Source organism: Streptococcus infantis, from assembly GCF_047464415.1.
Lineage (GTDB): Bacteria > Bacillota > Bacilli > Lactobacillales > Streptococcaceae > Streptococcus > Streptococcus infantis_AE.
In genome coordinates this window covers 1-13,156 of the sequence record NZ_JASHBX010000024.1, presented here as the reverse complement: position 1 = coordinate 13,156, position 13,156 = coordinate 1, and the positions used below count along the sequence as shown (strand labels likewise).

Annotated in this window: 11 protein-coding genes; all 11 read left to right on the top strand. The window is 36.9% G+C overall.

Annotated features, from left to right (window positions below; all coding sequences use genetic code 11):
- The first annotated feature begins 379 nt into the window (after window positions 1-379).
- Window positions 380-2,596 carry a Cna B-type domain-containing protein gene (locus QM460_RS09975; protein WP_414290015.1) on the top strand — a complete coding sequence of 739 codons (2,217 nt, stop codon included), beginning with the start codon at window positions 380-382 and terminating at the stop codon, window positions 2,594-2,596.
- A gap of 214 nt (window positions 2,597-2,810) precedes the next feature.
- Window positions 2,811-3,518 (top strand): glucosamine-6-phosphate deaminase, encoded by a 708-nt coding sequence (locus QM460_RS09970; protein WP_049526994.1) that lies wholly within the window; start codon window positions 2,811-2,813, stop codon window positions 3,516-3,518.
- A 270-nt stretch (window positions 3,519-3,788) separates the two neighbouring features.
- Complete coding sequence (gene rpsU / locus QM460_RS09965; RefSeq protein ID WP_000048054.1) at window positions 3,789-3,965, top strand: 30S ribosomal protein S21; 177 nt, start codon at window positions 3,789-3,791, stop codon at window positions 3,963-3,965.
- 250 nt (window positions 3,966-4,215) lie between these two features.
- The gene (locus QM460_RS09960) at window positions 4,216-4,992 is read left to right on the top strand and encodes a hypothetical protein (RefSeq protein ID WP_414290014.1); all 777 of its coding nucleotides are present in this window, start codon (window positions 4,216-4,218) and stop codon (window positions 4,990-4,992) included.
- Window positions 4,993-5,128: 136 nt separating this feature from the next.
- Window positions 5,129-6,064, top strand: a complete 936-nt coding sequence (gene hprK, locus QM460_RS09955; protein ID WP_045763375.1) for an HPr(Ser) kinase/phosphatase — start codon at window positions 5,129-5,131, stop codon at window positions 6,062-6,064.
- Window positions 6,057-6,845 (top strand): prolipoprotein diacylglyceryl transferase, encoded by a 789-nt coding sequence (gene lgt / locus QM460_RS09950; RefSeq protein WP_414290013.1) that lies wholly within the window; start codon window positions 6,057-6,059, stop codon window positions 6,843-6,845. Before hprK ends, lgt begins: the two co-directional genes overlap by 8 nt.
- A 1-nt stretch (window position 6,846) precedes the next feature.
- A complete protein-coding gene (locus tag QM460_RS09945) occupies window positions 6,847-7,230 on the top strand; it encodes a DUF948 domain-containing protein (RefSeq protein WP_414290012.1) in 384 nt (127 codons plus the stop codon).
- Window positions 7,231-7,245: 15 nt separating this feature from the next.
- Entirely contained in the window at window positions 7,246-7,641 is a 396-nt protein-coding gene (locus QM460_RS09940; protein WP_301560024.1) for a YtxH domain-containing protein, read from the top strand.
- A gap of 293 nt (window positions 7,642-7,934) precedes the next feature.
- Window positions 7,935-8,183 carry a hypothetical protein gene (locus tag QM460_RS09935; protein ID WP_414290011.1) on the top strand — a complete coding sequence of 83 codons (249 nt, stop codon included), beginning with the start codon at window positions 7,935-7,937 and terminating at the stop codon, window positions 8,181-8,183.
- A 77-nt stretch (window positions 8,184-8,260) separates the two neighbouring features.
- Window positions 8,261-8,425, top strand: a complete 165-nt coding sequence (locus QM460_RS09930; RefSeq protein WP_414290010.1) for a hypothetical protein — start codon at window positions 8,261-8,263, stop codon at window positions 8,423-8,425.
- An 827-nt stretch (window positions 8,426-9,252) separates the two neighbouring features.
- A partial coding sequence (locus tag QM460_RS09925) for a Rib/alpha-like domain-containing protein (protein ID WP_414290009.1) occupies window positions 9,253-13,156 on the top strand: 3,904 nt, incomplete at its 3' end.

The following is a 13,156-nucleotide window of genomic DNA, read 5'->3' as shown; positions in this document are numbered from 1 at the left end:
TCTTTAATATCGAGTAGTTTTGTGATAAAATGTAATTGTTCCATATGATTCTTTCTAATGATGGTTTGGTCGCTTTTCATTATAGATCTTATGGGACTTTTTTTCTACACAAAAATAGGCTCCATAAGATCCATAGGGGATTTACCCACTACAAATATTATAGAGCCTACATTTATTAAATAAGTGTATGTAATCGCAAGAAGAGAGGTTAATATCTCTCTTTTTGTTTTTATAATTTATTTAAGAAACCGAAAACTTTGAATAAATATTAAACTTTAAAATTAATTAAACAAATAGTAATTAATTGTACATTTTTCAAATAAGTATGATATAATTTGATTAGACAATCAAATATTTTATAATCGTAAAGGAGGTTATTATGAAGCATAAATTGTCTAGATGTTTAACATTTTTTTTAATGTTTTTGCTAATAGGCTTATCAATAGTTAAATTAGCAAAAACAGTTCAAGCGGACTCGGTGACGGGATATAATCTTGATACTAAGATTATTCATGAGCGATCTGGCCTTGAATTGAGTGATGATGTGGAAGTTATTGCTGGGGAACGTTTAATCGCAACTTATCAATTAACTTTTCCAGATAGTCAGAATATCTCTGAGAATGATCAATTGATTTTAGATATTCCTAGAGAGCTTAGATTGATTACAAATTTGACCTTTGACGTTACAAATAGTAAGGGCACGAAGGTTGGTATTGCTCAAACAGATCCTAGTACAGGAAAAGTTACAGTAACTTTTACAGATTATTTTGCTAAGAGGCCTGAGAATAAAGAGCTTTCTTTACAGTTTAATTTAACTATTAATCGAGAAGTCATTAAGGAGAGTCAACCAGTTTCTGTTACCATTGGTCATAAGACTTATAGTTTCAAGTACAAACAAGACAGTGGTGAAGCAGGCGACTATGAGATGAAATATGGTTATCAAGATGATACAGATCCAAGTATTATTAAGTGGCGTATTCTCTTGAATGCCAATCAAGATATGATTCGAGGGATGACAATTACGGATACTTTTGGGGATGGACAAACCTTAATTCCTGAGAGTTTTCGTGCAGTTCGTTATGAAACACAACCAACAAAAATTCGTAACGAAGCTCATATTCTCACGTTAGAGCCATCAGATAACTTTTCAAACAAGGCAGTATTCACTAAAAATGCTCAAGGAGGAATCACAGGCTTTACGATTCCGTTTGGAGATAACTATCATTGGGCAATGTATATTGAATACTCTACTAAATTACCAGATGGAGTTCCTGCAGGTTCATTAGTATCGAATAATTTAGCATGGTCTGCAACAAATTTTAAAACACGTAGTATGGTACGTGAAGTCCGTCTAGAGTCAGGATCAGGTTTTGGTAACGCAGAAAAATCAGAATCTGTTATCTTAAAGGCTCACAAAACTTTAAAAGGGAAAACACTAGAAAAAGATCAGTTTAACTTTGCACTTTATGATGCTGCAAACCCTAGTGAACCTCTTCAAATTGTAAAAAATGCTGAAGATGGAAGTGTAACCTTCAATGCTATTAAGTATAAAAAAGAAGGAGTTTACAACTATATCATTCGTGAAGTTATTCCTGAAAGCACTGATAATTACGATTATGATAGTCATGATCTAAAGGTTACTGTAACAGTAACGGATGATGATGGTATCAAAATGGGAACAGTGTCTTACGGTGAAGAGGAAACTACATTTACCAATACTTATCGAGGAACTACAAGTATAAAAGGTAAGAAAATTTGGAATGATACAGATAACAAAGCTGGCATTCGTCCAGATGCTATAACTGTTCGTCTTTTAGCTAACGGTAAAGAAGTAGCAAGTAAATCTGTTAAATCAGAAGATAATTGGAACTTTACATTTGATCAGCTACCTGAAAATGATGCTGAAGGAAATGCAATTGTTTATACTGTAGCAGAAGACAAAGTTGAGGGGTATATGACAGAAATAGATCAGACAAACTATATCATCACTAATACACATGTCCCTAATATTCCTGATACTCCTGAAGTGACAGAATTAAAAGTCAGCAAGATTTGGGAGGATGCTGATAATAAAGCAGGAAAACGCCCAATTAGCATTAAAGTACAACTCTATGCTGATGGAAGTAAAGTAGGGCAAGAAGTTATTTTGAACGAAGATAATAATTGGACTCATACTTTTACAAATCTTCCGAAATATTTAGCAGGAAAAATGATTAGCTATACAATTAGTGAAGTCAATGTTCCTGAGGGATATGTATCAAAAATAGTTCGAGATAATGAAACGAACCTAGTTTTGATTAATACCTATCAACCACCAGTACCTCCGGGTCCAGTAACACCTCCAGGCCCAGTAACACCTCCAGGTCCAGTAACACCTCCAGGTCCAGTAACACCTCCAGGTTCAGTAACGCCTCCAGGTCCAGTAACACCTCCAGGTCCAGTAACACCTCCAGCACCAGTAACATCATCAACGCCTGAAAATAAAAAGGCTAATGAGTTACCAAAAACAGGTGAACAGAAAACTACAGTTTTAATCGTTTTAGGAGTAGCGCTTGGTTTAGTTGGATTGAGTTTGGTTGCTAAACGTAAAAAATAATATAAGAAAAAGAAACATTTTCCAAAATATAATCAGGAAGTGTTTCGGATATAAGATTTAAGAGAGGACGTCAAACTCCTCTCTTTTTTGGAGTAGGTAGACCTATCAATTGATTTCTTTAGTATATTTATATTTTCAACAAAAATAAACCGTTTTCACTTGACAAAAATTGGTCTATACCATATAATAAAATAAAGAATATGGAGGACAAATTATGAAAGTTATTCAAGTGGAAAATCCAATTGAAGGTGGAAAAGTTGCTTTTGATATCTTAAAAGAAAAATTGGAAAACGGTGCACAAACATTGGGACTTGCAACAGGAAGCAGTCCTTTGGAGTTTTACCAACAAATCGTTGAGAGCGATCTTGATTTTTCAAATCTTACAAGTGTGAACTTGGATGAGTACGTAGGTCTTGATGGGGACAATCCTCAATCATACCGTTACTTTATGCAAGAAAATTTATTCAACAAGAAACCATTTAAAGAAAGTTTCTTGCCACGTGGTGTCAAGGATAATGCAGAAGCAGAAGTAGAACGCTACAACCAAATTCTTGCTGACCATCCAGTTGACCTACAAATCTTAGGAATTGGTCGCAATGGTCATATTGGCTTTAATGAACCAGGCACACCATTTGACAGTCAAACTCATCTTGTAGAACTTGACCAGTCTACTATCGAAGCTAACGCACGTTTCTTTGAGAAGATTGAAGATGTTCCAACTCAAGCTATTTCAATGGGGATTAAAAACATTTTGGATGCTAAGTCTATCCTTCTGTTTGCTTATGGTGAATCAAAAGCAGAAGCTATCGCTGGAACTGTTGAAGGTCCTGTGACAGAAAGTCTACCTGCAAGTAGTCTGCAAAACCATCCAGATGTGACCATTATCGCAGATGCAGCAGCACTCAGCTTGTTAAAAAAATAAGATGTTAATCATTAAAAACCATTCGATTCTATAGATTGGGTGGTTTTTTGGTTTGGATATGTTCAAAAAATGAATACAGTTTGTCTGAAAGTGGTACAATAATTTTAATAGAAGAGTGCGTGATAGATTTTCCCTTGAAAAGAAGAATATATAATTCTCATTTTTTAAAAATTAAATGGAATGATTGGGGAGAATTTCATTTTTTTCTTGACAATTTTCTTCATTACGTGTAAAATAGAGTAGATCTTGAACTTGAAGGGAGTGAAAAAAATGTCTAAAACAGTAGTACGTAAGAATGAATCTCTTGACGATGCTCTTCGTCGTTTCAAACGTGCAGTTACTAAAGCTGGTACTCTTCAAGAAACACGCAAACGTGAATTCTATGAAAAACCTTCTGTAAAACGTAAACGTAAATCAGAAGCAGCTCGTAAACGTAAAAAATTCTAATTAATAAGAAAGGCTAGACTTGTCTAGTCTTTTTTAGTACAGTAGATAGAGTAAAGTGGTTCTTATGAGAGAGTATGTAAAAGAATATCAAAAGATGCGTAAAGATCATTTTAAAGATTGGGGCTATTATTCTGATCCGATAAACTGACAGGAATTTGAAGAGTCGAACCAAAAAATATTTGAGAAGTATTTGAACAATTCGAAAGTAATGTCCGATGATATTTTAAGGACAAAGTTGTACAGTAGTTTATTGTTAGATGATATCAAGTATTTTGCATATTATGTATCATTTTTAGATGGAGACTATAATCTGTTAAATAGTGCTTTATGGCAAACAGGAAGAGTAGACTTAATTAAAGGCGGTTTGCTTGCAAGTGGGACAATCTATACAGCTGGAATTTTGAGAGGATTATTTAACTGTTTTGCTTGTAATGATTTTTCAGTCATTTCGTCTTTCATTCCAGAAGACTTACCCTTATTGAAAGGAACCTATTATCCAGAAAATGTCATCAATCTGTTATATGCTCTTTATTATCAAGATGGAGACAGATTATCTGAGGCTCTTATACTGGCACAACAGTTTCTAGAGAAGAAAAAAAGAACAGGTATGGAAGAATTTTCTGTTCGGTACTTTATAAGCTTGATAGGAAAGGATGTAGATGGGATAAGCATGGCTTTACAAAACTTATGTTGTGCTTATCAGAGACGAGGTTATCCCTGTGACAAGATTGATAAATGCTTTGCTGATGAGGTTCATGGTCTTTATCGGTTGTTAAGATTCTTTGATCATGCCTTGTTTGAAGCAGGCAGGATGCCATCTCATAAGAGTTTTTTGAGGGACTTTGAAGAATGGCAAGTTCAAAATCAGTTTCCACAGGGCCAACAGTTCTATGTCTATCCACAAGATATGGCTGATGCAAACCGAATACTCACAAAAGAACTTCCAAGAATTCACATAGAAAAATCAGGAAGGGATTTGGTCATAGATGTTGATCGATTTGCGGTAGATTTGGCTCAACTAATTTAACAAAGTACTAGAAGACGTACTTATTGAAGCTTTTTATAATTAATTTTAAAGTAATACCCCAAACACTGTTAAAAACATAAACTTCCTACTACAATTTGATATAATAGTAGGGAGAACTCGATTGAAGGAGAAAATTATGTCGGTTTTAGTCAAAGAAGTGATTGATAAGCTCAGGCTAGACATTGTCTATGGTGAGCCAGAATTACTTGAAAAGGAAATCAATACAGGCGATATTTGTCGTCCAGGTCTCGAAATGACAGGCTATTTTGATTACTATACCCCAGAGCGGATTCAACTATTGGGGATGAAAGAGTGGTCTTATCTGATTAGCATGTCTTCTCATAACCGCTACCAGGTATTGAAAAAATTGTTCCAACCGGAAACACCTGCAGTTATTGTTGCGCGTGGTTTAGTAGTTCCAGAGGAAATGCTAAAGGCCGCTAGAGAATGTAAAATCGCTATTTTAACGAGTCGTACAGCAACAAGTCGTCTGTCTGGAGAATTGTCAAGTTACCTAGATTCTCGTTTGGCTGAGCGTGAAAGTGTACATGGTGTCTTGATGGATATCTATGGTATGGGTGTGTTAATCCAAGGCGACAGTGGTATTGGTAAGAGTGAGACAGGTCTAGAACTCGTGAAACGAGGACATCGATTGGTAGCTGATGACCGTGTAGATATCTTTGCTAAGGATGAAATGACTCTCTGGGGTGAACCAGCTGAAATCTTGAAGCATTTACTTGAGATTCGTGGTGTTGGTATTATAGATGTGATGAGTCTTTATGGTGCTAGTGCAGTTAAGGATTCTTCACAAGTTCAGTTAGCTGTTTATCTAGAAAATTATGATACGCAAAAGACTTTTGATCGCCTAGGCAATAATGCTGAGGAATTGGAGATTTCTGGAGTAGCTATTCCACGTATCCGCATTCCTGTAAAAACAGGACGTAATATTTCTGTCGTTATCGAAGCAGCAGCGATGAATTATCGTGCTAAGGAAATGGGCTTTGATGCTACTCGACTATTTGAAGAAAGATTGACAAATCTGATTGCAAAGAACGAGGTGAAAAATGATTGATCCAATCGCTTTTCAAATTGGTCCCTTAGCTGTTAGATGGTATGCGCTCTGCATTGTTTCAGGTCTTGTGTTAGCGGTATATCTTGCCAGTAAAGAAGCGCCTAAAAAGAAGATTTTATCTGATGATATTTTGGACTTCATCTTAATTGCCTTTCCTTTATCCATCATTGGAGCTAGACTCTACTATGTTATTTTTAGATTTGATTATTATAGCCAACATCTGGGAGAGATTTTTGCTATTTGGAATGGTGGTCTTGCGATTTATGGTGGTCTAATTACTGGAGCAATTGTTCTTTATATCTTTGCTGATCGCAAATTAATCAATACTTGGGATTTCTTAGATATTGCAGCTCCGAGCGTTATGATTGCTCAGAGTCTAGGGCGTTGGGGAAACTTCTTTAACCAAGAAGCTTATGGAGCAGCCGTTGAAAATCTTGATTACTTACCTGGTTTTATTAAGAATCAGATGTATATTGATGGCTCTTATCGTCAACCAACCTTCCTATACGAATCTATCTGGAATCTGATCGGTTTTGCCTTGATTGTCGTCTTTAGACGTCGATTAAAGAGTATCCGTCGTGGTCATATCACTGCCTTTTATCTAATTTGGTACGGATTTGGACGTATGATTATCGAGGGTATGCGTACGGATAGTCTCATGTTCTTTGGACTCCGAGTATCCCAGTGGTTGTCCGCTCTATTGATTGGCCTTGGTATTTATATCATCTTTTATCAAAATCGGAAAAAAGCACCATTTTATAATGTAAAAAAGGAGAATTAAAATGTTAGAAGTGGCTTATATTTTTGTGGCAATTGCCTTGGTTGTATTTTTAGTTTATCTGATTATTACCCTTCAAAAAGTTGGTCGTGTAATCGATGAAACTGAAAAAACTGTTAAAACTTTAACATCAGATGTAGATGTAACTCTTCATCAAACAAACGAATTGCTTACAAAAGTCAACGTTCTTGTTGATGATATCAATGTCAAAGTTGCTACAATTGATCCCCTCTTTACAGCAGTTGCAGACCTCTCTGTTTCTGTTTCTGACCTAAATGAGCAAGCACGTGTTTTGAGTAAAAAGGCATCATCTGCTGGATCAAAAACTATAAAAACTGGGGCAGGTTTGTCTGCTATTCGTGTTGCAAGTAAATTTTTTAAAAAATAAAAAAGGAGTTGACTAATGGGAAAACTATCATCTATCCTTTTAGGAACTGTTTCAGGTGTTGCAGCTGCCTTGTTTCTAACTAGTGACAAAGGTAAACAAGTTAGAAGCCAAGCACAAGAATTTTTAGAAGATCTAAAAGAAGATCCTGAGTATGCGAAAGAGCAGGTTTGTGAAAAATTAACGGATGTCAAAGAACAAACCAAAGAATTTGTTCTTAAAACAAAAGAGCAGATTGAATCTGGGGAAATTACTCTGGACACTGTCTTAGATAAAGCAAAATACCATGCTCAACAAGCGACTGAAGCTTCAAAAGAAACCTTGAATCATTTTAAATCACAACTGGAAGAAAAAGTAGTTGTGGAAGAAAATGGAAATGGTCAAGAAATTGTCATTGAGCTTCAAGAAAATTAACATAGAGTCACCATTCTTTGTTTTCTAGAAAATCAAGAATGGTGATTTTTTATGTGACTATTAATCCATCTTGCTCCGTTAGGTGCGAGACACATAAAAAATAGCTAGGTCAGGCAAACTGATTCATTATATAGTTAATAATGAGTCTAATATAGGAAAAAGTGTCAGCAATGATAGTGACGTTGTTTTAAATGGTGGACGAATACGCAGAGGTCATAGTTCACGTTCTTATTTTGAATGTGATAGGATTAATAGGAGACCAGATTTTATAGCTGGGAAACGGATTTCCTTAGTTGAAACAGGTTATCAAGAAAAAAATTACAACAGTTAGATCTGTAGAAAAAGTTGGAGAAACGGCTGTATACAGTAAACGTGGAAATGACATCATTAATTCAACAACTGTTCGTATCAAAGATTCTGATATAGGGCAGATTACAAAAACAAAGAAAAATGAAATTTTCAAGCAAAAAGCTCCGAAGATGAAGTTGGAGTCGGTAAAGGTAATGTTCCAAACAGTGGAATACCAGAAGAGGAAGTACTAGGTGCGAGTAAGATTATAGAACCAAGTAAACCATCTGAAGAAGTTGAACCAGAAACATCTACAACTGAACAACCAAGTGTGATTGAAATTTTACACAAATCAAATGGCGATGCAGTAGTAACACCTAGGAAAACGGATGGTTTAACTTATTCACCAGGTAGCAAGATTATGCTTCAAGTTGAGAATAATACTCCAAATGAAATCACAATTGGCGAAGACGTTAGAGGTGAAATTCCTATGTAACATTAGGACTTCTTGATATACTAGGTGGTCTTGAACTTGCGTTTGGAAAGAAAAAGAAAGACTAAAAAATTAGTCAAAGTATAAACTGCTCACTGTTAAGTGGACAATGAAAAAATAAAGGATTAAACAACGATCTTATTTCTCATTTAAAGAGGTGCAAGGTTATTTTTGTACTCTTGAAAAAAGTAGACGCCAATATTGTACCAAGCCCTTTTAAAAAACTTATATTTCTTCAATCCTAGTCCTCGATTTTGTAATGTCTCAAAAAGTTCTTAACCGGTGCTCTATTAGTACAATTGCTAAGCTGATATATAGAAAGGGCCATCCAATGTTGAGCAATTACTATTCTATATTCTTAAGAAATATATTGCAATCTATAATTATTATGAAACAACTAATATGATAAGCAACAATAGATTTATACACCTGAGAGAGTGAAAACTCCAGTTATATATAATTTATAAGCAATTAATCCTGAAAATTATTTTAAATAAAAAGAGCTTCAAAGACAAAATGATATAAAACAATTCCCAATAATAATAGTTTCAATCGCTTGAGTGATATTTTAAATCCAGGTCATTGTTCAGATGTTAGAGAATGAAAATTATCAAAATAATCCAATAAGACCGAAGAAAATTAGAGGATGAATATAATATACATGTTTTTGATACATAAAAAGCAAAAATTGCTAAAAAAATAGTAGTTAAATCGATAAATAGTTTGCATCTTCTAAATAAAAAGTATACAATGATACATGGATGGCTTTGCCTACGAACATCAACCATATGTATTCTAGGAAGGTAAATTCAAAAAAAGGAGACAATAAAATGGATAATAAATCATCCATGAGTCGTGTCGAACGCCAGAAACGTGAAAAAGTCTTACGCTTCTCTATTCGTAAGTATAGCTTCGGTGCGGCTTCAGTTGCTGTTGCAGCGCTGATGTTTTTGGGTGCGCGTGTCGTTAGTGCGGATAGCGTAACACCTGTCGACCAACCTCATGTAGAGGCTTTGACCAAAGATACTAGTCTGCTAGCATCGCAGGCTAAGGAAGAGCCTGCTAGTTCTGTAAAAGTGGATACAACTGTTGCAAGTCAGCTTGTGGTACAGTTAAAAGACCAGCTTCACGTCAAGGAAACTGCGAATACAGATCTTTTAGTCCGTGCCAAGGAAGAACTTGTCAAGGCTGAACAGACTCTTGCTGATTCAAAAGTGAGTCAGGAAGAAGTGGATACCTTGGTAGCTCGCTTGACCAATGTTTTGGACCAGCTACGAGCAGTGGAAACTTCTCAAGTCAAAGAAGATAAAAATGATGAAAGTACACAGGAAGTAACTTCGGAAATCAAGCCAGAAGTAGCGAAGCCAACTTCAGAAATTTCAGCTAAGTCTGAGGAAACTTCAGAAAATACCAATGCTGAACAACTGGAAAAAGCTAAAGCTAGTCTCAAATTGTCTATTGAACGTTTGGAGCAGGCTATCGCCCAAACACCTGAGAATGACTTGACACGTGAAATCTTGGAGAAAGCTATCGCTCAAGTTGCTGTAGCCAAGTCTGCATTTGGTGGTGTAGAAGTTAGCCTTCGTGATGTTGAGGATATGAATCGTGTCATCAAACGTAACGAAAGCTCTGTTATGATTGCACGTAATCGTTTGACTTCTGGGCATAATGACGTCCGTAATCGCGCAGCTATCCCAGTCGGTACAAGATTTCGTGCTGATGAGGGAGTAAGTTATAACGATGCTGTCGGTCTCTACTTCACAAAGGAAGGAGATGGCTCAGGTTACCCACCTGGTACCATGCTCTTTAGAGACCGTGACCAAAATACTGCGGATAATCAAAGAGTAAAGGATGTTAAGGGTGATGTTAAGGTTGATGTCACTAAAAACGGAGATACTTACGATTGGGTCATTGAATTTGATAGCGATCCTGAAAACCACAAAAATGCTCATGCTTGGTTTACCATTCCAACTGGTCATACCTTGCAAACCGGTTCTGCATCATTAAGTAGTTATTGGGGTGGTTCTGGTGGAGGTGTACGTGTTGAAACTCGAGGAAAACGAGCATTCGACTTGGACGGTCTCATTCAGGGTCCCCTTGGCGGTTCGACGCTTGCTAACTATGGTACCCCTGGTGGAGCTATCGAGTGGGCGTCAAGTAAAGCCCCTAGCGATGCTTTCTGGAAAGGTGCTGACGGAGTAATTAAGACACTAGACGATATTATTACTAAACCTGATTCATCGTACTGGCATCGTACAGAGGGTGCGCGTACGGCAACAGAGAAGGATGTTCAGCTATCAGACAATTTGAAGGATTGGTTGATCCAACATACGCAAAAAGTGTATCATTTTGAAATTGATTATCGTGGTAAAACCAAGGCAAGTACACCAAACTATATCATTCGTTTCCAAACCAAGGCTACCGAGGGGACTCCACTCTTTTATGCAGCAGGGTTGCGCTCCTTTGAGTTCAACACCCACCGAAATGATATGCAATGGTATGGTTTGCCATCTCCTAAGGTGACGGGGACTGATCAAACCATCGAAAAAGGTAAGGAAATCCGACTTGAATTTACAACTACAGATAATCTAGCAGGATTTTCGAATGCTGATCCAAAACTAGGTTATAATCCAGCTACTTCTATCACCCTAGTGGATAGTGCGTTGAAACTTGATAATCAAAACGTTAAAGTTCAAAAAGTGAGTGACTATGAGTACAAGCTTATTATCACAGGTCGTGTTGCCTCAGAACCTAGCGACACAGGTTATCAGGTCAAAGTCAAGTCTGTCAATAACGTTGGACAAAGTGCGGAGTTTACGTCAACTGTCAAGGTTACGCAATCTATTACACCAACATTAGAGTTGAATCAAGATCCTAAGACAGGAGAGGTTACAGTAACACCTACGAAACCAGATGGTACAAAATACCCATCAGATACTAAGGTAGAGATTCCAGGTAAGGATAAGGATCACCCAATTACTGTTACAATTGATGGAGACGGTAAAGGAAAAGTACCAAACAGTGACCTACCAGACGTTAATGTTCCAGGTACAGGTAAGATTACTGAACCAGGAGAACCAGCTGTGGAAGTTCCTGATGTAACAACACCAGCTAAGATAATACCGGCTGACAAGATAGCACCAACAATTACTAACTTAACTCCTATTAGTAATGCAGAAATTGATAGCACTAACCCACGTAAGATTATCGTTTATCGTGAAGAAGAGTTTAGCGTTGATGTGAACTTAACTGATAACAGTGGTCGCTTGGATAAGATTAAGGTTCACGACAATGCTCAAGCAGTAGCACCATCAGGTAATTTCGAAGTTACAAATGGTGGTCGTCTTGAAATTCCTGCTAATGGTACAAGTATTAACTTCACGGATAAGACAAGTAATTTAGGTCAAGCTGGCAATGCGACAGATACTAACCCATATAAAGTTAATATTTCAGGTCATGTTGGTAAAAATCAGGTTGTCAATACTCCAGCCAGTCGAAATATCTGGAATCGTTATATTAGTGGATATGACCAAGGAGGTCTGACAAATAACAACACAAACAATGGCACTGCTAATAACGCCAATATTCAGATTGAGTTCCGTAAGCAAGCTGATAAGTACACTCCAACAGCAGTAACAGGTTCTAAAATCGATGTAGCGACAGATGGTACAATCAGTGGCTATAACTCACCAGAGACTTATATTGCCAACAAGTCTGACTTGCCAGCTACAGGAACAACACCAGGTACAAGAACGACATATGCATGGAAAGATGGAGAAACTCCAACTGTTAACAATGGTCAAGTCACACGTACAGTTATAGTAACTTATCCAGATGGTTCAACAGATGAAGTACCTGTAACCTTCGCAGTTCGTGACACAGTAGCGCCAACAATTACTAACTTAACACCTATTAAGAATGCGGAAATCGATAGTACTAACCCACATAAGATTATCGTTTATCGTGAAGAAGAGTTTAGTGTTGATGTGAACTTGACAGATAACAGCGGTCGCTTGGATAAGATTAAGGTTCACGACAATGCTCAAGCAGTAGCACCATCAGGTAATTTCGAAGTTACAAATGGTGGTCGTCTTGAAATTCCTGCTAATGGTACAAGTATTAACTTCACGGATAAGACAAGTAATTTAGGCCAAGCTGGCAATGCGACAGATACTAACCCATATAAAGTTAATATTTCAGGTCATGTTGGTAAAAATCAGGTTGTCAATACTCCAGCCAGTCGAAATATCTGGAATCGTTATATTAGTGGATATGACCAGGAAGGTCTGACAAATAACAACACAAACAATGGCAGTGCTAATAACGCCAATATTCAGATTGAGTTCCGTAAGCAAGCTGATAAATATACACCAACAGCTACAACTCCTACAGTGAATCTGACTTCAAATGGAACTGTTCCAGATTTGGGATCACCAGAGACTTATATTGCCAACAAGTCTGACTTGCCAGCTACAGGAACAACACCAGGTACAAAAACGACATATGCATGGAAAGATGGAGAAACTCCAACTGTTAACAATGGTCAAGTCACACGTACAGTAGTTGTCACTTACCCAGATGGCTCTAAGGATGAAGTTCCAGTAACCGTTAAGGTAGTAGATCCACGTACAGATGCAGAGAAGAACAATCCAAAACCTAAAGACCAAACTGTTAATGTAGGTGAAACTCCAGATCCTAAAGGATCAATCGATAAAGTAGGCGATCTTCCAGAAG

Coding starts and splice junctions, on each gene's coding strand:
- QM460_RS09975 (WP_414290015.1), top strand. CDS start 380: ATGAAGCATAAATTGTCTAGATGTTTAACATTTTTTTTAATGTTTTTG.
- QM460_RS09970 (WP_049526994.1), top strand. CDS start 2,811: ATGAAAGTTATTCAAGTGGAAAATCCAATTGAAGGTGGAAAAGTTGCT.
- rpsU (WP_000048054.1), top strand. CDS start 3,789: ATGTCTAAAACAGTAGTACGTAAGAATGAATCTCTTGACGATGCTCTT.
- hprK (WP_045763375.1), top strand. CDS start 5,129: ATGTCGGTTTTAGTCAAAGAAGTGATTGATAAGCTCAGGCTAGACATT.
- lgt (WP_414290013.1), top strand. CDS start 6,057: ATGATTGATCCAATCGCTTTTCAAATTGGTCCCTTAGCTGTTAGATGG.
- QM460_RS09945 (WP_414290012.1), top strand. CDS start 6,847: ATGTTAGAAGTGGCTTATATTTTTGTGGCAATTGCCTTGGTTGTATTT.
- QM460_RS09940 (WP_301560024.1), top strand. CDS start 7,246: ATGGGAAAACTATCATCTATCCTTTTAGGAACTGTTTCAGGTGTTGCA.